Origin of the sequence: Nonomuraea ceibae, from assembly GCF_019396325.1 — a bacterium.
GTDB lineage: Bacteria > Actinomycetota > Actinomycetes > Streptosporangiales > Streptosporangiaceae > Nonomuraea > Nonomuraea ceibae.
In genome coordinates, this window is the sequence record NZ_JAHKRO010000027.1 from 23924 (window position 1) to 45876 (window position 21953).

Sequence of the window (21953 nt, forward strand, 5' to 3'; positions counted from 1 at the left end):
GTCCGGCCCCGCTGGTTTGTAATGCAAAGCACGATGGGTAGCGTGAGCACATGACTTCCGACGCCCTCGTGGACGCCCTCGTCCGCAACACCTTCGAGGTGGTCGGCGTGCTCACCCGCATCGGAGCCGAGCACGACCTCTCGCTCACCCAGTTGCGGGTGCTGGGCATCCTGCGCGACCGCCGCCCGCGTATGACCGAGCTCGCCGCGTTCCTCGGCCTCGACAAGTCCACCCTCTCCGGCCTCATCGACCGCGCCGAGCAGCGAGGGCTGGTGGCCAGGGGCAAGAACGCCCAGGACCGCCGCGTCGTCGACGTGTTCATCACCCCTGCGGGACTGGAGCTGGCGGAGCAGGTGTACGACGAGGTACGGCGGGCGCTGACGCCGGTGACGGACCGGCTCGACCCGCAGGACGGCGACCAGCTCGCCAAGCTGCTGCACGGCCTCCACTCCCCCGGCCGGGACCTGGCGCCCTGACTGCGCCACCTCCTCGTCGTCCACCGAACCGGCGCTCCGGTTACGCGGGTCGCTCAGCTGTTTCTCCAGCAATGCCGCGCCTTCGCGGCGGGAGCCGTCCCGGGAAGCCGGAAGACCGTCGAGCCGATGGCAGACGACCCTGGGCAGGCGTGCCGAACCAGCCGGGTCACCTCGTACAGGGCCCGCGCCGGCCGGGCCGTCGACGGATGGTCGCCGCCGGCGCCATGAACCGAGCGGGACGGTCGCTAACGTACGGGGCATGGAACGGCGCGACATCGAGATCTTCCTCACCCTGGCCGAGGAGCTGCACTTCACCCGCACGGCGGAGCGGCTGGGAGTCAGCGCAGCCCGGGTGAGCCAGACGATCAAGCAGTTGGAGCGCCGGTTCGGTGTCGCGCTGTTCCAGCGGACCAGCCGCCAGGTGGCGCTCACCCCGGTCGGCAGCGCGCTGCGCGAGGACGTGGAGGCCGGGCACCGGCGCATCCAGGAGGGCATCGCCAAGGCGGTCGCCGCCGGGCGCGGCTTCACCGGGACGCTGCGGGTGGGCTTCTCCAGCCCGCTCGTGGGCGAGGCCCTGATGGCCGCCGCCGAGGCGTTCCGCGCCCGCCATCCGGGCGGCGAGGTGCGCATCCGCGAGGTGCACCTGTCGGACGCGTTCGGCGCGCTGCGCACCGGCGAGCTCGACCTGCAGATCACCGAGCTGCCCGTACGGGAGCCCGACCTGGCGAGCGGTCCCGCGCTGCTGCGCGATCCCCGCGTGCTGGCCGTCTCCGCCAGGCATCCCTTCGCCCGGCGTGACAGCGTCACGGTGGAGGACCTGGCCAGGGACGCCGTGCTCGTGCCCGCCGACGCGCCCGCGTACCTGCTGGACGCGATCATCCCAGCGCGGACCCCCGGCGGGCGGCCCGTCCGGCGCGAGCAGGTGCTGACCTCGCGGCAGGAGCTGCTCACGCTGGTCAGCGGCGGCGCGGGGATGGCCGTGGTGGGGAACCAGGCCACGCGCTATCACGCCCGGCCGGACATCGCCTACGTGCCCATCGCCGGTCTGCCGCCGATCGAGTACGGGCCGGTCTGGCCGGTCGGCGGTCGGACCGATCGGGTGCGTTCCTTCCTCGCCCTCCTCCAGGCCGAACTGGATCGTTAACCCAGGGGTTGACGGTCGTTGCGGATCTCGTCGTTGTTGCAGGTCGGCGCCGTGGCCAGGATGGAGTCATGACCACGACGAAGGAGCACACCATGACGAACCCCATCCCCGAGGAGTACAAGGGCGGCGTTCCCTACCTCAACGTGCACGACGCCAAGGCGGCCATCGACTTCTACCGGCGGGCCTTCGACGCGGACGTGCGCATCGAGATCCCCCGCCAGGGCGGCAAGATCGCGCACGCCGAGTTCCGGATCGGCGACGCGGTGTTCATGCTGCGTGACGAGTACCCCGAATACCGCTTCCGCAGCCCGAGGACGATCGGCGGCACGCCGGTCAACCTGATGGTCTTCGTGGCGGACGTCGAGACGTTCGCCGAACGCGCCATCGCCGCGGGAGCGCGTGTGATCCGGCCGGTGGAGATGCAGTTCCACGGCGATCTGCAGGTCGAGCTGGAGGACCCGTTCGGCCACTCCTGGTTCTTCACCAGCCGGGTCGCCCACATGGACGCCGCCGAGCTGCAGGAGACCGCGTCCGCGGTGAACCTCTGAGCGCGGCCCCCGGGCCGGCCCTGATCCGAGAGTAACGTCCCGCCTACTTTTCGTGATTCAGAAGGGTCGGTCCACCGCTCCCAGGAGGCTCCAGCCATGCACCTCGCCCGTGCGCTCACCCCCACCGCGCTCCTGATCGCCGCCACGGCGGCCGCCTGCTCCCCGGCGGCCCCGTCGACCACCACGTCGGCCACCACGCCGGCGCCCGCCGTCACCGTCACCGCGACGACCACCACGACCCCGCCACCATCGGGTGACCTAACCACTGACCAGCCGGAATCCACCGCCCCCAGTCGCAGGAGCGCCCAGCGCGTCCGCCTGCCGGACGTCGTCGGCATGAACCTCCAGGCCGCCCAGGACCACCTCCAGGCCACCGGCTTCTACATCCTCAACGACAAGGACGCCACCGGCCAGGGCCGCCTCCAGGTTCTCGACCGCAACTGGGTCGTCGTCCGCCAGACCCCGGCCGCCGGCAAGCGCGTCCCCACCTCCACGCTGATCACCCTCTACGCGAAGAAGCTGGGCGAATAGCGCGGCCGCTACCCGTCCGCAGGGCGCCGGCGTGGGCGGCGGCCAGGGTCACCTCCACCGCCCGGTCGGCGGTCGTCTCGTCGACCGGGTCGGCGGTGATGAGCAGGCGCAGGTAGATCGGCGCGGCCAGGGTCTTCAGCAGCTCTGCCGGATCGGTGCCGGCGGGGAGCTCGCGGCGCTCGACGGCGCGGGTGACCACGGGTTCGGCGCGGGCGAGGCGGTCGTCGAAGACGTGGCGCCGCGCTGCGGCGATCTCCGGGAGGTGGGCCGCTCCGGTGAACATGGCGGCGAGGATGGCCTGCCCGGTGGAGCTGGTGAAGGTCTGGACGATCGAGCGTGCCAGCGCCCGCAGGTCGGTCTCGATCGCGCCGGTGTCGGGAACGGGGACGTCCATCGCCATGTGCTCGGCCAGGGCGTCGGTGAGCAGGCTCTCGCGATCCTTCCAGCGCCGGTAGACCGTCGTCTTGTGGACCCCGGCGCGCTGGGCGACGTTCTCGACGCTCAGCGCGGCGTAGCCCTTGTCCACGAGTTCGGCGAGCGTGGCGGCGTGCACGGCGGCGCGCACCTTGACGCCGCGGCCGACCGGCCGGGCCGGGGGGCGATCAGGCTGCATTGCAACTCCAAGTTGCGATATTCGCAGGATGGATGACAGGATGACTCTATCGCAACTTTGAGTTGCGATACATTCGCCTGCGTACCCTGAGGTGACACACCATGCGCAACCCTCCCCCTTGGACCTTCCACGCCATCCCCGACCAGAGCGGACGCGTCGCGGTGGTGACCGGCGCCAACAGCGGCATCGGCTACGTCACCGCCCGCGAGCTGGCCCGCCGGGGCGCGCACGTCGTCCTGGCCTGCCGTGACCCCGGACGCGGCGAGGCCGCCCTCGCCCGCATGCGGGACGAGACGGGCAGCGCCCACCTGGAGCTGCGGCGGCTGGACCTGGGCAGCCTGGCCGCCATCCGGGAGTTCGCCGACGGCTGGGACCTCGGCCGCCTGGACCTGCTCGTCAACAACGCCGGGGTGGCGATGGTGCCGTACGCCAGGACCGCCGACGGGTTCGAATCGCAGTTCGGCGTCAACCACCTGGGCGCCTTCGCCCTGACCGGCCTGCTCCTGCCGCACCTGCTCGCCGCGCCCGACCCGCGGGTGGTCACCGTCAGCAGCGAGGGCCAGCGTTTCGCCCGCTTCGACCTGGACAACCTCAACGCCGAACGCCGCTACCGCACGGCGTTCGCCTACGTGCAGTCCAAGCGGGCCAACCTGCACTTCGCCGTCGAGCTGCAACGCCGTGCCGACGCCGCCGGGCGCCAGCTCCGCAGCATGGCCGTCGCCCCCGGCCTCACCCGGACGAACGTGCTCACCGGCGGCGCCAACAGCGGCAGGGGACGGCTGTACGCGACCCTCACGCGGCTGCTGGTGCGCGCGGCCTTCCGTCCCACCCCGGAAGGCGCGAAGACCTCCCTGTACGCGGCGACCGAGCCGGATCTGCCGGGCGGCAGCTACGTCGTCCCCGACGGCGTGCTGCAACTGCGCGGCGAGCCCACCCGCCGGACCCGCGAACGCGCCGTCCGCGACACCGCCACGGCCGCCCGCCTCTGGCAGCTCTCCGAACGGCTCACGGGCGTCACGTACGCGCTGTCCACCACGGCGGCTCCGCTGCCGGGAAATGGTCTGTGACCATCGGGCGTATCGGCTCGTCCTCAATGACGTGACTGTCGTTCAAGCCCGGAGGCCCCCATCATCGAGGAGCTGTACCGCGAGTACTGGCCGCTCGTGTGCGGATTCCTCCAGCGGCGCACCCGAGACCCCCATCTGGCCGAGGACCTCGCCCAGGAGACGTTCATCAAGGCCACCAGGGCGTTGTTCGGCTGGCGTGGTGGGAACCCCGGCGCGTGGCTGCTCGCCATCGCGCGCAACGTCCTCATCGATCACGCCCGGCGCCGCCGCCTGGAGCTGCCGTTGCCCGATCCCGGCGAGCTGGCGGTGCCCGCGCTCGACGTCGCCGCCGTCGACGTCCGCGAGGCCCTGGACCGGGTGCCCGAGCAGCACCGGAGGCTGCTCCTGCTGGTCTACATCGAAGGGTTCTCGCTCGTGGAGGTGGCCGCGATGACCGGGAAGAGCACATCGGCGGTGAAGACCGCGATCTGGCGGGCCCGCGCCGCCTTCGCCGACAGCTACGGAGACGACGCATGACCGAGCAGCCCGAACCCCTGCTGATCCCCGAGTTCGACCCCAAGGCGACCCGGCGCGCGATACGCCGCGGCATCCGCAGGACCGCCGTGCTCGTGCTGGGCGTCCTCACGGCGCTCGCGCTGGTGGCGACCCTCGGTTCGGCGCTGATCCAGACGCGCGGCGACCGGGAGTGGCGGATGGTCCACGTCCTCGGCACCGCGCTGCAGATCGCCAAGCCCGCCTACACGGTCACGTCCTGGACGTGCTGCCGGACGGAGCCGCTGTCGATGTCCTTCACGGTGACCGCCGCGCCGATGCGCGCGCACGGCGGGTTCGGCCTGCAGAGCCGGCCGGATTTCACCGTACGGCAGAACCTGTTCGGCGGGGTCGAGGAACTGCCGTGGGCGCAGCTGGCGAACACCACGCTGACCCAGGCGCTGTTCAACATGGGCACCCAGCTCCAGCGCAAGCCGGACATCCGGCAGGTTCTGGCGAGGTTGCCGCAGGACATGAACGCTCTCGCCGTGGTGGAGTTCGAGCGGCCGCTCACGGCCGACTCGCTGGTCGGCTTCGCCCGGCAGTACGGCGCGTGCCCGGAGAAGGTGGTGTACGAGGCCCGTCCAGGGGCGGCGCCCATCACCTGGGGCAGCGACATGACCACGTTCCTGGGCGTCGCCCCGGAGAGCCAGGTGACCAGGTGCAGTGATCTTCCCCCGGAGGACCTGGCGGCCTTCCGATCCTGGGTGAAGACGCTGAGGCAGCACGACGAGCCCAATCTGCGCCGGTTCGACCTGACCCTGGCGCGGCTGCGCAAGGCATCGGGCGAAGGGCTCGCGTACGGCTACGTCGACCAGCTGGTGACCGTCAAGCAGCTCAGGAAGATCATCGAGGATCCGCAGGTGCGCGCGGTGCGGCTGGCCGACGTGACCTTCGAGCTCGAACGCCCCTGACGCGTCATGCGGCGAGGTGCTCCGGGCGGACGCCCAGGCCGATGAAACGCCCCAGGAGGTGGCGCAGCGGCGGCAGCGTCCGGAACGCCGTGAGGACCGGCGGCACGTGCCGGGTCGTGTCGTCGCCCAGGTCCTTGGGGTAGAGGTCGCGCAGGATGCCGAGCTGGAAGGCCTGGGTGATCCGCGCGGCGCGCGCTCTGCGCGCCTGCACCCGGGCCAGGTCGGCGTCCTGTGGCGCGCCGCCCCGGGCGAGAAGCGGGCCGAGCAGGTTGGCGGTGGCCACCGCGTCCTGCACGGCCAGGTTGATGCCCACGCCGCCCGCAGGCGACATGGCGTGGGCGGCGTCCCCGATGCACAGCACTCCTGGCCGGTGCCAGTGCGACAGCCGGTCCACCCGGACGCTCAGATGGTGCACCGCCTCCCAGTCGTGGATCTCCTCCACGCGCTCGCGCAGGGCGGGGGCCAGGTGCGCCACCCGGCCACGGAACGCCGGCAGCCCGGCGGCCCTGAGCTCGTCGAAGGCGCCGGCCGGGATCGCGTAGGCGAGCTGCCAGTAGTCGCCACGGTCGATGGAGATCAGCGCCCCCTTGCCGCCCTGGAAGAACGGCACGTCGTCCCGCGGGTGGCGGGGCAGGCGGAACCAGAGCACGTCCATGGGCGGCGAGGCGCTGACCGGGGTGAGGCCGGCGGCGGCCCGTACGGTGGAATGGCGGCCGTCGGCGCCGATCACCAGGTCGGCCCGCACCTCCACGGGACCGTCGGCGGTGTCGGCCAGGACGCCGGTCACCCTCCCCCGCTCGGTGAGCAGTCCCGTGGCCCGGGCGCGGCGCAGGAGGCGGAAGGAGGGGTAGGCCGTGGCCTTCCCGGCCAGGAAGTCCAGCACGTCCCACTGCGGCATGAACGCGATGTAGGGGCAGCGCACGTTCAGCCGGCTGAAGTCGGCGAAGGTGACGTCCCGGCCGCCCAGGTTGACCGTGACCTGCGGCATCCTGGTGTGCGGGAGGTCCAGGAACTCCTCGATCCAGCCCAGCTCGGCGATCAGTTGCAGGGTGGAGGGGTGGACGGTGTCGCCGCGGAAGTCGCGCAGGAAGTCCGCGTGCTTCTCCAGCACGATCACCTCCACGCCCTGACGGGCCAGCAGCAGCCCGGCCATCATGCCCGCGGGGCCGCCCCCGACGACGCAGCACTGTGCGCGCATCTCATCCTTCTTCCGGAAAAAGCAGCCCGACCAGGGCCGCGACGTCGATGGGGGTGCCCAGCCGCCGGTTGACGGCGACGGCGGCGAACAGGGTCCTGGCGGCCGTGGCCGTGTCGTGCGGGCGCAGCTCGCCGGCCTCGACGCGTTCGAGCAGGAAGTCGCCGATGAGCCGCTGGCCCTCGCCCACCAGCGCCGCCAGCGGCACGCGGGCCTGGGCGGAGCTGAAGAACACCGCCATCAGCTCGGCGTTGTCGGCCAGCAGCCGGTCGAACGCCGCCAGCGTCTCGGCCAGCACCACGACGGCCGGCCGCGTGTCGTTCTCCTGCTCGGCCCGCAACTCCCGCAGGCGCGGCAGGAAGCCCCGCTCCGACAGGAGCGTCTCCACCATCGCCTCCTTGCTGTCGAAGTAGCGATACAGCAGCCCCGGCGTCACCTCGGCGGCCTGGGCCACGTCCTTGACCGTGGCCCCGTCCACGCCCTTGTCGGCGAACACGCGCAAGGCCGCGTCCAGCAGCCGCTCCCGGCGCCATGCCGCCTGCTCACTTCGCGTCCTGGACACTGCCCCACCTCATTGAGTAAACGTTTATTCAACATAGCACGCGCACCAAGAAACGAGAAGGGGCATCCGGTAGGCAAGGGGCAGAGTCCCCCGTTCGAGGGGCCCCCGCGCCGATTCCGGGCCGCCTGCCGGCGTACCGGGAGACGATCAAGGTGGTGGTGGTCGGCGACGAGCGGCTCGGGCCGGCGCTCCTCCGGACCGCGAGCGGCCTGGAGGTCGCAGGAGAGGCGGCGACCGCCGAGGAGGCGGCGGGCGGGGGCGGCCGGGCTGCTGCCATGCGACACCCCGCCGGCTCGGATGCTGCCGGCGGTCCGGGCTCGCGGCAGCGAGGGCGTGGCCCAGGTGCGGACACCCTGGGCGTGCCCGAATCGGGATGTAAGAAAGCCTTCCTTCGGACCACTTGCTCTGTGAACGTTCGTCCCTGACCGAAGGAACCCGGCTTGCCAAACCCACCTGAGCGCTTCACCGCGCTCTACAACACCTACCAAGCGCGGGTGTACGGCTATGCGGCGAGTCGCGCCGGGCACCAACTCGCGGAGGAAGTGGTCAGCGAGACCTTCCTGGTGGCCTGGCGGCGTCTGGACAGCATCCCCGAACAGGCGCCGCTGCCCTGGCTGCTCCGCGTCGCTCGCAACATCCTGCGTGACAACTACCGGCAGGCCGCACGGCGCGAATCCCTGGAAGCCGAACTGCGCAGGTGGACCGACGAGGCGGTCACCGACGTGGGCGACCACGCCACCGAACGCGTCGCCGTACTCCGCGCTCTGGCCGGCTTGTCCGAGGCCGACAAGGAGATCCTGACCCTGACCACCTGGCACGGCCTGTCCACCACGGAAGCGGCCACGGTGCTCGGCTGCACCAAGGCCGCCTTCTTCGTCCGCCTGCACCGGGCGCGCCGCCGGCTCCAGGCGGCGGTCGAAGCCACCGGCACCACCACACCCCGCAAGCCCGTGACCGTTCCAGGAAGGAACCTGCGATGAGCCGCAAGCCCGACGCGATGGACCTGCTCGCCCTGGCCCGCCCGGCCTCGCTGGACCGCGGATCACCCGTCTCCGCTGATGACCTGCTGCTCAGGGCCACCGCCGAGGCGCCACCAGCACTCGCGCGCCCGGGCCGTCCCCCGCGGTCCCGCCTGGTGGTCCTGTGGGCGCCGCTGTCCACGGCCGCGATCGTGGCCCTGGTCCTCACGGTGGTGACGAACCTGGCGCCGGCCCCCACCGTGCTCACTCCGCCGAGAACCAACCAGGAACTGTACGACCTGGCCGACAGGATCGAGAAGCTGCCCGCAGCCGGCGGCGCCTACTGGCGGGACGTGCGAATCGACGGCAAGAGCCTGTCCGTCCGCGGCTACAAACTCATCGTGACCGGCCGCCGCGAGACCTGGCAGCCGCGCGATCCCGCCGATCCGGTGCTCACGCAGGTATGGCGGCAGGACAGCGCCCGCCCGGCCACGGCCGCGGACGAGCGCGCCTGGCGGGCGGCGGGCGCTCCCGCCCAGGTCAAGGGGCACTGCGAGACCAGCGGGCCGTGCGAGCCGATTCCGGTCGCCGACGAGCCGGAGGACTGCACGTACAGCCTGAGCCTGGATCCCGCGGGAACCTATCCCGACACCTCGGTCAGCGAGTTCACCATGGCGGACCTGGCCGCGATCCCCACCGATCCGGCCCAGCTCGTGAAGCGGTTCCGCGTCTATCACGAGACCTGGAACGGCCGCGGCTTCACGCAGCCGTTCGAGGAGTTCCTGCCGATCACCGCGAACCTCCTGAGCATGCCGCTCAGCCCCGCCCAGCGCGCCGCGATCATCCGCGTGCTGGCCGGCCTGCCGACCACCAAGGTCGTGGGCACGGTGACGGACCCGCTGGGCAGAAGGGGCATGTCCGTGGACTTCGGCGGTGCGGGAGGCTCCCTGGTGTACTCCGACAAGCCGCGCAAGGAACTGCCGGTCTACGACAGGCACATCCTCGACCCGGCGACGGGGGTGACGCTGGCGCGCGTCTCCCACGCGGCCCGCACCGCCCTGGGAGCGACCAAGGGAGAGGTCATGGGTTACCAGGCCCGCGGCCCCGAATCGGGCTGGACCGGACCGCCCGCGTCCCCGCCGAAGGGATGCGGGAAGAGCCGCCGCTGACCTCCCGCTCGTGCCGATCCGCCGGTTGGTCTCGGCCGGCGGGGCACAGCTTCCGGAGCGCCCGCAGGCCGCCGGCTCCTGCTGCCTGCTCGGAGCCGACGTCGTACGCCGCGCCCCGCCCCCAGAGCTTCACGCCTGTGGCCACCTCTGCCCGTTTGACGGGAGGGCTGCATGGACGAGGTTCTCGGCGGCGCGGCGTCAGGCTATTTCGGTAGCAGGTGCGACACGAGCGAACGCGCCCATTCGGGCGAAAGGGGCTGGTCGGTGAAGACGGCCCGGTAGTAGAGGGGGGCGAGCAGGGTCTCTATGGCGCGTTCGATGCTCGGAACCTCGTTGCCCCGCCCCTGCTCCCGTTCGATGATGGCTTCGAGCTGTCGCTGCCGCTCCATGCGGCACACGCCGGCGGCCTCCCCGCCCGTGCCGACGATGGCGCGTACTAGCGCGAGAGTGTCCGGGTCGCTGAGGTCCCTGGCGAGGTCGTACGCATACCGTTCCAGGTCCTCGCGGAGGCTGCCGGTGTCGGGGACCACGACATCGCCGGAGAAGCGGCTGGTCGCGACGTCGGCGAGCAGCTCGCCGACGGAGCCCCAGCGGCGATAGACGGTTGTGGCGTGCACCCCCGCGCGCGCGGCGACGACCGGGATCGTCAGCGCGTCGCCGGCCTCGTCGGCGAGCAGTTCCTTGACCGCCTGGTGGACGGCCGCCCGGACCCGGGCTGAGCGACCTCCGGGCCGGCTGTCGGTGCGCGGTGGAGAGCTCTGAGCTGGCATGTCTCCATTATTGCATCGATCACTGCTTTTAATTCGCAGTAATCACTGCGTTTGTGATACGTTTCCAGCCACTAACGCAACGATCACTGCGAGGTTCCAGTGTCTGTTGAATCCTGCGATACCGCGTCCTCCTGCACCGCCCCTCCTGCCGCCGGTCCGCACCGCCGTCCGTGGAGGGGCGCCTTCTCGTCCGTGGCCGCCGTCCTGGTGCTGTTCCTGGCCGCTTCCAGTGCGCCGTCACCGATCTACGTGATCTACCAGCAGCAGTGGCGGTTCACGGCGTGGGTGCTGACCGTGGTCTTCGCTCTCTACGTGTTCGGCCTGCTGGCCTCGTTGCTGGTCGTGGGAGCGCTGTCGGATCATCTCGGTCGCCGGCCGGTGCTCGCGGCGGCGATCGGGCTGGAGGCGGTTGCGCTGGTGTTGTTCCTGGTCGCGGGAGACGTGTGGGTGCTGTCCGTCGCCCGGGTGCTGCAGGGTGTCGCGACCGGGGCGGCGACGACCGCGCTGAGCGCCACTCTGGTCGATCTCGAACCGGAGTCGGCTCGCGGCCGGGCGGGCGTGGTCACGTCGGTGGCGCCGTTGACCGGGCTGGCTCTGGGCGCGGTCGGCAGTGGTGTGCTGGTGGAGTTCGGTCCGGCGCCGACCCGGTTGATCTACGCGCTGCTGCTCGGAGGCATGGTTGCGGCGGGGGTGGTCGTCGCCCTGCTGCCGGAGACGTCGCTGCGCCGGCCGGGAGCGCTGGCCTCCCTTCGCCCGCGGGTGGCGATGCCCGCACACCTGCGCGCCGACATCGTCCCGCTGGTGCCGGCGATGATCGCCACCTGGGCGCTGGCCGGCATGTATCTGTCCCTCGGCCCGTCGGTCGCCGCGGAGCTGCTGGGGCTGCGCAGCCATCTCATCGGCGGTGTCGTCGTGACGTTGCTGGCGGGCACCGCGGCGCTCTCGGTCGCGTTGCTCCGCTCCCGCCCGGCGTCCTCGCTGCTGGCTCCCGCCGCGGCGCTGCTCGGGCTCGGCACGTTGACCTCGCTCGCCGGGGTGGCGGGCGATCTCGCCTGGCTCGCCGCGGCCGGCACCGTCGTCGCGGGCATCGGCTTCGGCGGATCGGTGCTGGCCACGTTCGGCACCTTCGCCAGGATCGCCAGGCCACACGAGCGCGGCGCGGTCTTCGCGCTGGCGAACATCATCAACTATCTGGGCAACAGCGTGCCCGCCGTGCTCGGCGGCATCGCCGTCACCGCCCTGGGACTGAGGTCCGCCACCGTGATCTACGCGCTGGCGATCGCGCTGATCACCTTCTCTGCCTTCCTCCTGCGCCTGAACCAGCTACGGCTCCAGTCCCGCATGGCCCCGGTCCCCTGCGACTGAGGCCCCGACGAAGACATCCCTGCCAATTTCGAGAAATGAGGACGAAGCATGACAACTACGCACAAGATCAGGCAGGACCGGGAGGTCCGGCGGCCCGGTGGCACGACGATCCGCTACACGACCAGCGGTCCGGCGGGAGGACCGGCCCTGGCTCTCATTCATGGCTGGGCGTGCGACCGCCGCGACTTCGACGCGGTGATCGACCATCTGCCCGACGACCACCGCGTGCTGGCGATCGACCTCGCCGAGCACGGCGAGTCGCGGTCGGCGCGCGAGGTCTGGACGATCGAGGAGTTCGCCCGCGACGTGGCCGCGGTGCTGGAGGCTGAGTCGGTGGACAAGGTGGTCGTGGCCGGGCACTCCCTCGGCGGGGCGGTCGCCGTCGAGGTGGGCCGGCTGCTGCCCGGCAGGGTCTCGCACGTGGTCGCGCTCGACGCCTTGCACTATCTGTCCCTGTTCCCGGCGATGAGCGAGCAGCAGGCTGAGGCGATGCTGCGCGTGTTCAGGGAGGACTTCGCCGCGGGCGTACGGGGCCTGGTGGAGGGAGGCTCGCCGATCGGGACCGACCCGGCTCTCAAGGATGCGTACTTCGAGAAGATGGCCGCCGTGCGCCAGCCCGCCGGGCTGCGTTCCATCGAGGGCCTGGTGCGCTGGGACATGGACGCGGCGCTGCGCGAGACGGAGCAGCCGATCACCGTGTTCGCGATCCGCGACCTCATCACGCAGGATGCGATCGACCGCTACGGTGACCGGCTCGACATCGTGCTCGTCGACCTGGGCAGCCACCACTTCCCGGTGGAGTCGCCGGAAGACACCGCGAAGCTCCTGGCCGGCGTGGCGCCCTCCCCTGCCTGACCCTTGCTAAGTCAGGTGGACCTGCCCCCGCCTGCACGCCTTCGCCCGCGCGACTCGTTCCGGTGGGGCCCCGAGGCGTTCCTGCCGAAGAGGGGGCGCGTCGGGGCGCCGCAGCAGCCGGTCGGCTTGGCGGAGGACGGCCCGCAGGTACTGGCGGGTGGCGGCGGGGCCGGCCGGTGTGGCCGGGTCGATGAGCATGCGGTACATGGCCGCCCCGACGATCATGTCGATCACGGTGTCGAGGTCGGCGTCGTCCGCGTGGAGGTCATCGGAACTCCACTCGCCCCAGGTCGGCGCCGGACGGGGGCGGCACGAAGTGGGGTGTGTGCCCGGGCCGCAGCCGCCAGCCGGGAGTGAGGACGCTCTCCATGTACCGGCGCAGCTCCCGTACCCCTTCCTCGCCGGGCGTCCCGTGGGCGAACGCGGAGGCGACCAGGCCGGACTGGTAGCGGGTGTTGTCGTGGGCGAACAACGGCACGGTGGCGGGGTCGGCGGCCAGCAGGCTCTGGATGCGCCGGGCGGCCTCGAGCTGGCGGTTCGTGTCGGCGCCGCCGATGGTCATCTGGCGGACCTGGTCCGTGGCCAGGTGGGGCAGGGTGTAGGTGGTGTCGCCCATGAACAGCACGCTGCCGGAGTCCAGGCGCAGCAGCACGCACATGTGGCCTGGCGAGTGGCCGGGGGTGGGGAGCAGGACGAGGCTGCCGTCGCCGAAGTGGTCCTGGGCGGCGGGGAACGGGCCGAAGGCGCCGGAGTCGAAGGCGGGGAAGGACAGGTTGTCCTTGACCAGGTCGAAGGAGTACGGGTAGACCGTGCCGTGCTCCCAGTCGCGGCGGTCCAGCACCACCGTCGCCTGGGGCAGGCCGCGCAGCCCGCCGGCGTGGTCGTCGTGGACGTGAGTGAGGAACACGGTGGTGATCTCCCTGGCGTCGTAGCCGAGCCGGGCCAGGCGTACCCGCAGGTCCTGATCGGGGGTCAGCCTGTACTCGTCGCGCTGGGTCAGCAGGCGCGAGACCATCTGGTTGTGGTTGTAGTACCCGTCGTGATCGTGGGCCTGTTCCCAGTTGACGCCGCTGTCGACCAGCAGGAGGCCGTGCCGAGGGTGGTCGATGAGGTAGGCGAACACCGGCACCGCGATCTGCGCCTTGTCCACCAGGGTGCGCAGGTAGCCGTTCAGCCCTTCCCAGCCGTCCAGGCCGCCGTAGAACTGGCCGTACGTGACGATGGTGTCGCCGGTGTGAATCGGGAACACCCGTACGGCGCCGTCGTCGATCCGCCGCCGCGCGCCCGGGGCGCGCACGGCCGCCCGCCGCTCCTGCTCGCCCCGCGCCAGCACCTCGCGTCGCTGCCGTTCCACCCGATCGACGGACAGTACGCCCAGCGCTCCCAGCGCCAGTCCGGCGCCGCCTGACAGGAAGGCGCGCCTGGTGCTCCGCGCCTCCCGGCCGCCCGCGACCCGGCGCCCGCGCAGGAAGGCGACCGCCGCCCATGCCAGGCAGGTGACGGCGGCCAGGGCGAGCAGCACCGGCAGGTCCGTGACGTAGTAGACGACCGCGAGGTAGAGCCCGAGGGTGCCCAGACCGGCCAGGACCCCGAGGTACGCCCGCACCCGGCGCCGTGTGGCCGGCCGGCCGAACACGCCGGGCCACAACAGCCCGACCAGCGCCCCGGCCAGCAGCAGTCCATAGACCACCAGCAGCGGCACCGGCACGTCCTTCATCCGCAGCACGACCAGCCAGGCGGCGCCGACCGCGAACGCGGGAACGAGTAACCCGATCTTGCCCAGAACCTTCAGCATCCCGGCCACCCCAATTCGTATACGCATACGGATGCGTTTACATAATAGGACTGCCGTAAGCCCTGGTGCGCCCAGCAGGGACAATCAGGGCATGGGCGATTCGATCGAGGTCGTGGACCATGACCCGGCCTGGCAGGCGGAGTTCGCCGCGATCGGGAAGGCGTTGCGCGGGGCACTCGGCGACGGCTCGGCCTGACGCATCGGGCGGACAACCCCGAGCTGACCAAGCGCTACTTCCGCGAGGCCCCGGGCAGCCGCCGCACCCACGTTCACGTACGCGAGCTCGGCAGCTTCTCCCAGCAGCTGCCCCTGCTGTTCCGCGACTACCTGCGCGCCCATCCTGACGCCGCGACCGAGTTCGCCGAGGTGAAGCGGCGGTGCGCGCGGCAGTTCCGTGATGACCGGCAACGGTATGTCTCCGCCAAGGAGCCCTTCGTCTGGGACATCGTGCGCCGCGCCGACACGTGGGCCCAGCGCGTCGGCTGGCGACCGGGCCCCAGCGACGCCTGACCCGACCGACGCGATGCCCCGCCACCGCGCGGCGTCGTGGACGGACACCCGTGACGCCGGCTCACTGCTTCTGACCAGGTAAGACACCGCGGAGCCCATGCGGTCCGACCTGGCGGGTGCGGAGCCTGGCGAGCGCGACGATCAGCAGCGCGATCGAGGACCAGGCGGCCCAGTCGCCCAGGCTGGTGTAGACGGTGGAGGCGCCCTGCCGCGGCAGCGCCGCGTACACCGTGTTGACCGTGTTCGCCGTGTTCGCCGTGTTAACCCCGGGCTCGCCGCTGCGGGCCTCGGCCAGCACCCGCCCACGGGTGTCGCTCACCGTGAGGAACCCCTGACGGGCCGCGCGAGCCACCGACAGCCCGCTCTCCACGCCGCGGACCATCGCCATCCGGCTGTGCAGCCAGGCGTCGTCGTCGAAGTCCCACGCGGGCGCGAGCAGCGCGGTGGCGCCCGCCTGGCGGTACTGCCGCACCAGCCACGGGAAGTCCAGGTCCTTGCAGATGATCAGCCCCAGGGTGGTCCGGTCGAGGAAGGCCAGCGCCCGTCCAGGGGTGAACTCCGACTCCAGCCCGGGTATCAGGTGGTGTTTGTCGTAGCGGACGCCGGTCGGGGTGGCCAGCGCGGTGTTCGTCCGCGTCGCGCCGGCGCCGAGCGCGACGCCGGTGACGACCTCGACCCCCGGCCCGGCCGGCGGCAGCCGAGGGGTGTCGGCCTCGAACGTCTTCTCCGGCAGCACCACGATCTCGGCCCCGCGGGCGGCGGCCGCGTCGACGGCCTGGCCGTAGCGCCGGAGCAGGTCGCGCCCCTGCGGGGAGTCCAGCTTCTCGGTGTCGCGCGGGTGGTCGGTGGAGATCAGCGCGACCGTACGGTGCCCCTCGCCGTCCTGGGCGGCGCCGAGCCGGGTGAAGCCGTACGCCGCCACCAGCGCCGCCAGCGCGCCCGCGGTCACCGCGACGTGGAGCCGGTGCGTCGCGCCGGGCGCGAGCAGCGCGGCCACGGCGGCGGGCGCGAACAGAAGCAGGAAGGTGATCCCCCACACTCCCGTGACGGATGCCGTCTGCAGGACGGGCAGCACGTCGGCCTGGGTGTAGGCCAGGCTCCACCAGGCGCCGTGCGGACCGGCCCGCGCCATCAGATATTCGACGCCGACCCACAGCGCCGGCACGGCGAGCGCGGCCGTCAACGGCCGCCGCCGCGCCAGCAGCGAGCGGTGCAGCAGCACGCCGAGGCCGTACAGCAGCGCCGGCCCGCCGAGGAGCCCGGCCGCCACCAGGGCGGGCATCTCGAGCGTCCCGGCGAAGTACGGCCACAGCTGCAGCTGCCCGCCCAGCCAGGCCAGAGCGCCCGAGGCGAACGCGAGCCCGGCCCCCACCCGGGGAGCGGCGACCAGCACGGGCAAGGGAGCGAGCCAGGTCAGCCAGGCCACGGGGTGCAGGCCGGTGCCGAAGTGCAGCAGGACAGCCGAGGCCAGAGCCGCGACGAGCGGGATCAGGGCACGTCTCATGGCGACGATGTTGCTGGAGGCGACCCCGGTGGCGCGTCAGTCCTGAGTATGATCCCCGAGGTCACTCTCACCGGCGACCACCAGGCCGCATTCGTAGGCGAACACCGCCGCCTGCACCCGGTCCCGCAGGCCCAGCTTCGTCAGGATGCGGCTGACGTGCGTCTTGACCGTGTGCTCGGTGACCACGAGCGTGGCGGCGACCTCGGCGTTCGACAGGCCGCGGGCGACCAGCCTGAGCGTTTCGCGTTCCCGCTCGGTGAGCGCCTCCAGCCGTCCCGCCAGGCGCGGCATCGGGTCGTGGGCGGGCCGTCTGACCAGGCTCTCCAGCAGCCTGCGGGTGGCGGCGGGAGCCAGCAGCGCCTCACCGGCGGCGACGGTGCGCACCGCGTGCGCCAGCTCGTCGCGGCGGATGTCCTTGAGCAGGAAGCCGCTCGCGCCCGCGCGTACGGCGTCGTACACGTACTCGTCCAGGTCGAACATCGTCAGCACGAGCACCTTCGCGGAGGTGGTCGCGCAGATCTCACGGGTGGCCTCGATGCCGTTCCTGCCCGGCATCCGCACGTCCATCAGGACGACGTCCGGACGCAGCCGCCCGGCCAGCGCGATCGCCTCGTCGCCGTCCGCCGCCTCCCCCACCACCAGCATGTCCGGTTGAGCGCCGAGGATCAGGCCGAACCCGGCCCGGAAGAGATCCTGGTCGTCGGCGATGAGCACGCGCAGCATGTGCGCTATTCAAGCGGAAAGACGGCCCTGACCACGTATCCGCCGGCTGGTCCCGGCCCGGCGGTGAGGGTCCCGCCGCACGCCGCCGCGCGTTCCCGCATGCCGATCAGGCCGTAGCCGCTGCCGCCTCGGGCCGGGCCGCCGCCCTTGTCGGCGAGCTCGACGACCAGCTCCTGCGCGGTCCATCGCAGTCGCAGCCGTACGGCGTCCACCCCCGCGTGCTTGCGCACGTTGGTGAGGGCTTCCTGGACGATCCGGTAGACGGCGGCTTCGAGGCCGGCGGGCACCGGCCGCCGCTCGCCCTCCACGGTGATGTCCACGTCCAGGCCGCTCCGCCCGGCCAGCGAGGCGAGCCCGTCCAGGCGCGGCTGCGCCGGCCCGAGGTCCTCCCCCGCCGGGACGGCCGAGGTGCGCAGGGCCGCGAGCAGGCCGCGCAGCTCGGTGAGCGCGCCCCTGCCGGTGTCGGCGATCGCGTCGAAGACGGCCTCGGCCCTGGGCGCGTCGCTCCGGACGACCACGGGCCCGGCCTCGGCCTGCACGACCATCAGCCCGACGGCGTGCGTGATGATGTCGTGCATGTCCCGGGCGATCCGCGCCCGCTCCTCGGCCACCGCGGCGACGTGCTCCTGTTCGAGGCGGCGTGCCCGCTCGGCCAGTTCCGCGGTACGTGACCGGCTCGCCCGCGCGCTGGTGCCGAGCGCGTACGCGGCCACGAAAGCGATGCCGACCAGGCGGAACGTCTCGCTGTCCTCCCCCGGCAGCGCCAGGGACACCCCGACGATGGCGGCGATCGCGGGGATCGCGGCCAGCCGCTGCCGCGCGGGGCTGCGGTCGGCGATGGTGTGGACGGCGACCAGCGGGCCGAACGGCAGGAACGGCTTCTCCCAGAAGACCATGGCGCTCATCGCGGCGCCGACCAGCAGCGCCACCGTCATGGGTGCGCGCCTGCGCCAGTAGACGGGCGTGGAGGCGACCACGCCCAGGGCGACGATCCACCACGCCTTCGGGCCGGACACCAGCAGCGGGCCGAGGGTGGCCGCGGTGGTGACCGCCGCGATCACACCGTCGCCCCGCCGACCGGACAATCCACCGATCCAGGCCATCAGCCCATTATCGATCCCGAGCGAACGCCCGCGGAAATGAACCGAGCACGGGCCTGCGGCTCCTGTGTGATCATTGGCGAGTGCGACCTACGGGTAAGCCCTCCCGGCCATCCGTTCTGAAATGGGTGCTCATCGGGGCGGCCATCGGCGCCGCGCCTTTCCTCCTGCTGTACGCCGTCGTGGCGGTCCCCCAGTGGATCACCGATCATCGCTTGGCGAGCTTCGAGGAGCGAGCCCTCGAACATCCGATGCCGCCGGGCACGACGTTCGCCGGGTCCGAACCTCAGGAGCCCCTGAACGGGGACTCCGGCGACTGCTGGGTCGGCTTCACCTTCAACCTCCGCACCGAACGCCCGCCCGAGGAGATCAAGCGCTACTACGAGGCGGCTCCCTTCATGCGGGCTGACACGCACTTCTCCGAGCCGAGCGTCATCGTCCTGCAGAAGTCCGCCGGCCACGTGTCGGTCGCCGTCGATATGATTTCCTCCGGCACCTGGGACCTCCGCTGCTGGTGAACGCATCGCGCGGCCGTGGCCCCGTACCGGCAAGTCACCGATGATTTCGCGCCCTGGCGGAGGTCTTCACCTTCGACCTTCCTGACCGACCTGACGCGAGGACTCCTGTGACTGACGAGAAAAGGCCGTCCGACATGACCGATCCGGCACCGGAAGCACGCGGCAGCCGCGCGGCTGACCTCTGGCCGCTGGTGCGTGCCGAACGAGCGGCTCTGGCGGGCGACCTGGCGGGACTGACCGCCGAGCAGTGGGAGACGCCGTCGTTGTGTGCCGGGTTGACGGTGCGGGAGGTGCTGGCGCACCTCACCGCAGGGGCGAGCCTCAACGGCGTGCGGTGGCTGGCGGGGGTGATCCGCTACCGGTTCGACTTCGACAAGCAGGTCGCCATGCGGCTGGCCGAGCAGCTGGGCGCGACCACGGGGGAGACGCATGACAGGTTCCGCCGCGTCATCACGAGCACCACCAAGCCGCCGCTCCCGGTCATCGCGATGCTGGGTGAGACGGTCGTGCATGCCGAGGACATCCGGCGGCCGCTGGGCATTCGCCACGACTACCCGATCGAGACCCTCACCCGGGTGGCCGAGTACTACCAGGGCTCGGACCTGGTCGTCGCCGCCAAGAGACGGATCACCGGCCTGCGGCTCGTCGCCACCGACGGCCCTTTCGCCACGGGCTCCGGCCCGCTGGTGTCCGGCACCACGCTGGCGCTGGTGATGGCCACGACCGGACGCTCGGTGTTCTGCGACGAACTTGACGGCGACGGCGTCGACATCCTGCGCGACCGGCGCGACATGACCTGACCCGGGGTCCGGCGGTCACGGCAGGTTGCCCAGGGCGTACCGGGTGGCGCTCCGCCTGCGCCTCGCTCGGCAGCGTGCACGGATCCACCTGCACCACCGCCGTCCCCCCTGCCAGGCGGTGCGGACGGCGTCCCACCGGCGGACGTACTGAGGACGGCCGTGCCGCCGGGCCCTCCAGCACCGCCCGGGGCCGCCCGCAGCAGAACCCCGCCCGTCACCAGCGCCGCCGCCGCGCAGCCGCTCCGGGGCGATGTAGCCGGGCGAGCCCGAGCGGGTGAGCGTCGCCTGCCCCTCGACGATGGCGATGCCGAAGGTCAGGGCAGAAGCCGTTGAACATCCTGAAAAATCCGCTCGGTGGCGGCGATCGCCGCCTCGTCGAGATTCTGGATGAAGCCGTGCTCCAGGCCCTCCTCCCGCCTGCTTGTCACCGCGACACCGGCTTCGCGCAGCCGCCCGGCATAGGCTTCGCCCTCGTCACGCAGGGGGTCCCGCTCGGCGGTGATCACCACGGCGGGCGGCAGGCCGTGCAGGCTGGGCGCGCTCAAGGGGCTCGCGGCCGGGTCGGCGGGGTCGGGCGTCCAGCAGGAGATCGCCTCGCGCAGGAACGCCGGGTCGAGCCCCCACCCGCCCTGCTCCCGGACGCTCGCCGACGCGAGCGTGAGATCGGTGTTCGGGCAGATGAGCACCTGCGCGGCGGGCAGCGGCTCCCCGGCGTCGCGCAGCCGCAGGCAGGCCATCGTGGCCAGGTAGCCGCCGGCGCTGTCCCCGGCGACGGCCCACGGCTTCGCCCAGCGCAGCACCTCGACCGCGTCGTCGATCGCCGCCGGGTAGGGGTGCTCGGGTGCGAGCCGATAGTCGACGGCCAGCACCTCCACGTCGCAGGCGGCGGCGATCCGGCGGCAGGCGCGATCGTGGCTGTCGAGGTCGCCCAGTATGAACGCGCCGCCGTGCAGGAACACGATCATCGGCCGGGGCCCGTCGGCCGGCCGGTAGTGGCGCAGCCTCAGCCTGCCGGGGCCGCTCAGGTCGCTGACGTGCGGCAGGTCGGGTCCGGGGACGCGGGTACGCGGAGCGCGCAACGCATTGAGATCAAGCACAGCCTGACATCCTTCCTCATCGGCTGAGTCACGGAGGGCACGGGTCTCCTGGATGCCACCGGTGTCCCGGTCTAGCCGATCGCGCGCAGCACTGCGGCGATGAGCCGGTGGTTCTCCAGCGCTCCGCCACCTCCGCCGGCGGCGAAGCGGTTGCGCGTGTAGCTGTAGGCGATCCCGTGGTGGGGGTCGGCGAACGACTGGGCGCCCACGGCGCCGCTGTGCCCGAACGCGCCGGTGCCGAGCTGGGGATAGCGAACCCCTTGGGCCTCGAAGCCCAGGAGGAAGTGGTCGGGCTCACCGGTGACCAGGTCGGCGCCGGTCGAGTGTGGTCCGGTGAACTCGGCCAGGGTCTCAGGGGTCAGCAACGGCGGCCGGCCGTCGACCTCGGAGATGGCCGCGGCGTAGAGCGTCGCCAGGCCGCGGGCGTTGCCCACGCTCCCCGAGGAGGTGGGGCCCAGCGCGCGCACGGACCGGGTGTTGGCGAATTCCACCAGGTCGGTCGGCGGGGTGGCGTTGAGGTTGAAGGCGATCCCCGTCAGGCTGTCCGGCGCGGGAGCGCGCTGCCCGTCGTCACGCGCCGGCCGTACCGGCACGTAACGCGGCTCCAGGGCCTCGGGCAGCCCCAGGTAGAAGTCCAGGTCGTACGGGGTGCGCACCCGCTCGGCGTAGATCTCCTGGATCGACCGGCCGGTCACCCGGCGCACCACCTCGCCGATGAGCGCGCCGATGACGAAGGCGTGGTAGCCGTACGCGCTCCCAGGCCGCCAGTAGGGCCTCTGCGCGGCCAGCCGCAGGGCGAGCAGCCGGTCGTCGGTCAGCTCCGCCGCGCTGAAGCCGCCGTCCACGCCGATCAGCCCCGCACGGTGGCCGAGCAGGTCTCGGAGGGTGAGGTCGTTCTTGCCCGCCGCGGCGAACTCCGGCCAGTGCGCGGCCACGGCCTGGTCCAGGTGCAGCACGCCGTCCTGGACCAGCAGCGCGACGACCAGGTAGGCCGCGCCCTTGCCGGACGAGTACAGCGCGAACAGGGATTCGCCGCGCACTCCCGGCCCGGCCCACAGGTCCACCACCTGCCGGCCGGCCAGCCGTACGGCGAGCTGCGCGCCCAGCCCGGGTTCGGCGGTGACGACTGCGGCGAACTCGTCCCTGACGTTCTCGAAGCCGTCGGCGACGGTGCCTGTGACCGTCATGGTGTCCACTCTCCTTCACC

25 protein-coding genes are annotated in these 21953 nt (G+C 72.1%); 14 read left to right on the forward strand and 11 right to left on the reverse strand.

The annotated features are described in order from the left end of the window. Nucleotides 1–50: 50 nt before the first annotated feature. From KME80_RS19220 to KME80_RS19235, 4 genes are all read left to right on the forward strand, one after another. A complete protein-coding gene (locus KME80_RS19220) occupies nucleotides 51–476 on the forward strand; it encodes a MarR family winged helix-turn-helix transcriptional regulator (protein ID WP_219507091.1) in 426 nt (141 codons plus the stop codon). 259 nt (nucleotides 477–735) lie between these two features. Then, nucleotides 736–1620, forward strand: coding sequence for a LysR family transcriptional regulator (locus KME80_RS19225; protein WP_219507093.1), 885 nt, complete (start codon nucleotides 736–738; stop codon nucleotides 1618–1620). 68 nt (nucleotides 1621–1688) lie between these two features. Further along, nucleotides 1689–2168 (forward strand): VOC family protein, encoded by a 480-nt coding sequence (locus KME80_RS19230; protein ID WP_246645215.1) that lies wholly within the window; start codon nucleotides 1689–1691, stop codon nucleotides 2166–2168. A 96-nt stretch (nucleotides 2169–2264) separates the two neighbouring features. Next, entirely contained in the window at nucleotides 2265–2699 is a 435-nt protein-coding gene (locus KME80_RS19235; protein ID WP_219507094.1) for a PASTA domain-containing protein, read from the forward strand. Here the strand turns inward: KME80_RS19235 and KME80_RS19240 are convergent. Then, nucleotides 2668–3312 (reverse strand): TetR/AcrR family transcriptional regulator, encoded by a 645-nt coding sequence (locus tag KME80_RS19240; RefSeq protein ID WP_219507095.1) that lies wholly within the window; start codon nucleotides 3310–3312, stop codon nucleotides 2668–2670. The two genes, KME80_RS19235 and KME80_RS19240, sit on opposite strands and share 32 nt — an antisense overlap. 101 nt (nucleotides 3313–3413) lie before the next feature. Between KME80_RS19240 and KME80_RS19245 the strand changes: the two genes are divergently transcribed. The 3 genes from KME80_RS19245 to KME80_RS19255 all read left to right on the forward strand — a co-directional run bounded on the left by KME80_RS19245 (nucleotide 3414) and on the right by KME80_RS19255 (nucleotide 5824). After that, entirely contained in the window at nucleotides 3414–4379 is a 966-nt protein-coding gene (locus KME80_RS19245) for an oxidoreductase (protein ID WP_219507097.1), read from the forward strand. 72 nt (nucleotides 4380–4451) lie between these two features. Beyond that, a complete protein-coding gene (locus KME80_RS19250; RefSeq protein WP_246645223.1) occupies nucleotides 4452–4895 on the forward strand; it encodes an RNA polymerase sigma factor in 444 nt (147 codons plus the stop codon). Further along, nucleotides 4892–5824, forward strand: coding sequence for a hypothetical protein (locus KME80_RS19255; RefSeq protein ID WP_219507099.1), 933 nt, complete (start codon nucleotides 4892–4894; stop codon nucleotides 5822–5824). Before KME80_RS19250 ends, KME80_RS19255 begins: the two co-directional genes overlap by 4 nt. Nucleotides 5825–5828: 4 nt before the next feature. Here the strand turns inward: KME80_RS19255 and KME80_RS19260 are convergent, their stop codons facing one another. Next, nucleotides 5829–7022 (reverse strand): FAD-dependent oxidoreductase, encoded by a 1194-nt coding sequence (locus KME80_RS19260; protein ID WP_219507101.1) that lies wholly within the window; start codon nucleotides 7020–7022, stop codon nucleotides 5829–5831. 1 nt (nucleotide 7023) lies between these two features. Further along, nucleotides 7024–7581: a TetR/AcrR family transcriptional regulator gene (locus KME80_RS19265; protein WP_219507106.1), complete on the reverse strand. Its 558-nt coding sequence runs from the start codon at nucleotides 7579–7581 to the stop codon at nucleotides 7024–7026. Nucleotides 7582–8021: 440 nt separating this feature from the next. On the opposite strand from KME80_RS19265, the gene KME80_RS19270 reads away from it, so the two are divergent. Together KME80_RS19270 and KME80_RS19275 are read left to right on the forward strand one after the other, a co-directional pair. Then, complete coding sequence (locus tag KME80_RS19270) at nucleotides 8022–8561, forward strand: RNA polymerase sigma factor (RefSeq protein WP_219507108.1); 540 nt, start codon at nucleotides 8022–8024, stop codon at nucleotides 8559–8561. Further along, a complete protein-coding gene (locus KME80_RS19275) occupies nucleotides 8558–9709 on the forward strand; it encodes a hypothetical protein (protein WP_219507110.1) in 1152 nt (383 codons plus the stop codon). Before KME80_RS19270 ends, KME80_RS19275 begins: the two co-directional genes overlap by 4 nt. 203 nt (nucleotides 9710–9912) lie before the next feature. On the opposite strand, the gene KME80_RS19280 is transcribed toward KME80_RS19275, so the two are convergent. After that, nucleotides 9913–10479 (reverse strand): TetR/AcrR family transcriptional regulator, encoded by a 567-nt coding sequence (locus tag KME80_RS19280; RefSeq protein ID WP_219507111.1) that lies wholly within the window; start codon nucleotides 10477–10479, stop codon nucleotides 9913–9915. Between the two features lie 192 nt (nucleotides 10480–10671). On the opposite strand from KME80_RS19280, the gene KME80_RS19285 reads away from it, so the two are divergent. After that, a complete protein-coding gene (locus KME80_RS19285) occupies nucleotides 10672–11844 on the forward strand; it encodes an MFS transporter (protein WP_219507113.1) in 1173 nt (390 codons plus the stop codon). Between the two features lie 48 nt (nucleotides 11845–11892). Then, nucleotides 11893–12699, forward strand: a complete 807-nt coding sequence (locus tag KME80_RS19290) for an alpha/beta fold hydrolase (RefSeq protein WP_219507114.1) — start codon at nucleotides 11893–11895, stop codon at nucleotides 12697–12699. A 6-nt stretch (nucleotides 12700–12705) separates the two neighbouring features. On the opposite strand, the gene KME80_RS19295 is transcribed toward KME80_RS19290, so the two are convergent. Further along, nucleotides 12706–12924 (reverse strand): hypothetical protein, encoded by a 219-nt coding sequence (locus tag KME80_RS19295; RefSeq protein ID WP_219507116.1) that lies wholly within the window; start codon nucleotides 12922–12924, stop codon nucleotides 12706–12708. A 40-nt stretch (nucleotides 12925–12964) separates the two neighbouring features. After that, complete coding sequence (locus tag KME80_RS19300) at nucleotides 12965–14494, reverse strand: N-acyl homoserine lactonase family protein (protein WP_219507117.1); 1530 nt, start codon at nucleotides 14492–14494, stop codon at nucleotides 12965–12967. 219 nt (nucleotides 14495–14713) lie between these two features. Between KME80_RS19300 and KME80_RS53210 the strand changes: the two genes are divergently transcribed. Next, nucleotides 14714–15004, forward strand: a complete 291-nt coding sequence (locus tag KME80_RS53210; protein WP_372455366.1) for a GrpB family protein — start codon at nucleotides 14714–14716, stop codon at nucleotides 15002–15004. A 61-nt stretch (nucleotides 15005–15065) separates the two neighbouring features. Here KME80_RS53210 and KME80_RS19310 read toward each other — a convergent pair whose 3' ends face one another. Genes KME80_RS19310 through KME80_RS19320 form a run of 3 tightly spaced genes read right to left on the reverse strand, consistent with a single transcriptional unit; the run spans nucleotide 15066 to nucleotide 18334 of the window. After that, a complete protein-coding gene (locus KME80_RS19310) occupies nucleotides 15066–16508 on the reverse strand; it encodes a nitrilase-related carbon-nitrogen hydrolase (protein WP_219507119.1) in 1443 nt (480 codons plus the stop codon). A 36-nt stretch (nucleotides 16509–16544) separates the two neighbouring features. Next, the gene (locus tag KME80_RS19315; RefSeq protein ID WP_219507120.1) at nucleotides 16545–17231 is read right to left on the reverse strand and encodes a response regulator; all 687 of its coding nucleotides are present in this window, start codon (nucleotides 17229–17231) and stop codon (nucleotides 16545–16547) included. Nucleotides 17232–17236: 5 nt separating this feature from the next. Next, a complete protein-coding gene (locus KME80_RS19320) occupies nucleotides 17237–18334 on the reverse strand; it encodes a sensor histidine kinase (RefSeq protein WP_219507122.1) in 1098 nt (365 codons plus the stop codon). Nucleotides 18335–18459: 125 nt separating this feature from the next. Between KME80_RS19320 and KME80_RS19325 the strand changes: the two genes are divergently transcribed. Continuing rightward, nucleotides 18460–18849 carry a hypothetical protein gene (locus KME80_RS19325; RefSeq protein WP_219507123.1) on the forward strand — a complete coding sequence of 130 codons (390 nt, stop codon included), beginning with the start codon at nucleotides 18460–18462 and terminating at the stop codon, nucleotides 18847–18849. Between the two features lie 134 nt (nucleotides 18850–18983). Beyond that, nucleotides 18984–19649 carry a maleylpyruvate isomerase family mycothiol-dependent enzyme gene (locus KME80_RS19330; protein WP_219507125.1) on the forward strand — a complete coding sequence of 222 codons (666 nt, stop codon included), beginning with the start codon at nucleotides 18984–18986 and terminating at the stop codon, nucleotides 19647–19649. Nucleotides 19650–19963: 314 nt separating this feature from the next. Here the strand turns inward: KME80_RS19330 and KME80_RS19335 are convergent, their stop codons facing one another. Next, entirely contained in the window at nucleotides 19964–20746 is a 783-nt protein-coding gene (locus tag KME80_RS19335) for an alpha/beta hydrolase (RefSeq protein ID WP_219507126.1), read from the reverse strand. Between the two features lie 71 nt (nucleotides 20747–20817). Next, entirely contained in the window at nucleotides 20818–21933 is a 1116-nt protein-coding gene (locus KME80_RS19340) for a serine hydrolase domain-containing protein (RefSeq protein WP_219507128.1), read from the reverse strand. Nucleotides 21934–21953: the final 20 nt, after the last annotated feature.

What these genes read in the sequence shown, in the direction of transcription:
- KME80_RS19220 (WP_219507091.1), top strand. Translation starts at nt 51, where the DNA reads ATGACTTCCGACGCCCTCGTGGACGCCCTCGTCCGCAACACCTTCGAG.
- KME80_RS19225 (WP_219507093.1), top strand. Translation starts at nt 736, where the DNA reads ATGGAACGGCGCGACATCGAGATCTTCCTCACCCTGGCCGAGGAGCTG.
- KME80_RS19230 (WP_246645215.1), top strand. Translation starts at nt 1,689, where the DNA reads ATGACCACGACGAAGGAGCACACCATGACGAACCCCATCCCCGAGGAG.
- KME80_RS19235 (WP_219507094.1), top strand. Translation starts at nt 2,265, where the DNA reads ATGCACCTCGCCCGTGCGCTCACCCCCACCGCGCTCCTGATCGCCGCC.
- KME80_RS19240 (WP_219507095.1), bottom strand. Translation starts at nt 3,312, where the DNA reads ATGCAGCCTGATCGCCCCCCGGCCCGGCCGGTCGGCCGCGGCGTCAAG.
- KME80_RS19245 (WP_219507097.1), top strand. Translation starts at nt 3,414, where the DNA reads ATGCGCAACCCTCCCCCTTGGACCTTCCACGCCATCCCCGACCAGAGC.
- KME80_RS19255 (WP_219507099.1), top strand. Translation starts at nt 4,892, where the DNA reads ATGACCGAGCAGCCCGAACCCCTGCTGATCCCCGAGTTCGACCCCAAG.
- KME80_RS19260 (WP_219507101.1), bottom strand. Translation starts at nt 7,022, where the DNA reads ATGCGCGCACAGTGCTGCGTCGTCGGGGGCGGCCCCGCGGGCATGATG.
- KME80_RS19275 (WP_219507110.1), top strand. Translation starts at nt 8,558, where the DNA reads ATGAGCCGCAAGCCCGACGCGATGGACCTGCTCGCCCTGGCCCGCCCG.
- KME80_RS19280 (WP_219507111.1), bottom strand. Translation starts at nt 10,479, where the DNA reads ATGCCAGCTCAGAGCTCTCCACCGCGCACCGACAGCCGGCCCGGAGGT.
- KME80_RS19290 (WP_219507114.1), top strand. Translation starts at nt 11,893, where the DNA reads ATGACAACTACGCACAAGATCAGGCAGGACCGGGAGGTCCGGCGGCCC.
- KME80_RS19295 (WP_219507116.1), bottom strand. Translation starts at nt 12,924, where the DNA reads ATGATCGTCGGGGCGGCCATGTACCGCATGCTCATCGACCCGGCCACA.
- KME80_RS19300 (WP_219507117.1), bottom strand. Translation starts at nt 14,494, where the DNA reads ATGCTGAAGGTTCTGGGCAAGATCGGGTTACTCGTTCCCGCGTTCGCG.
- KME80_RS19310 (WP_219507119.1), bottom strand. Translation starts at nt 16,508, where the DNA reads ATGAGACGTGCCCTGATCCCGCTCGTCGCGGCTCTGGCCTCGGCTGTC.
- KME80_RS19315 (WP_219507120.1), bottom strand. Translation starts at nt 17,231, where the DNA reads ATGCTGCGCGTGCTCATCGCCGACGACCAGGATCTCTTCCGGGCCGGG.
- KME80_RS19320 (WP_219507122.1), bottom strand. Translation starts at nt 18,334, where the DNA reads ATGGCCTGGATCGGTGGATTGTCCGGTCGGCGGGGCGACGGTGTGATC.
- KME80_RS19330 (WP_219507125.1), top strand. Translation starts at nt 18,984, where the DNA reads ATGACCGATCCGGCACCGGAAGCACGCGGCAGCCGCGCGGCTGACCTC.
- KME80_RS19340 (WP_219507128.1), bottom strand. Translation starts at nt 21,933, where the DNA reads ATGACGGTCACAGGCACCGTCGCCGACGGCTTCGAGAACGTCAGGGAC.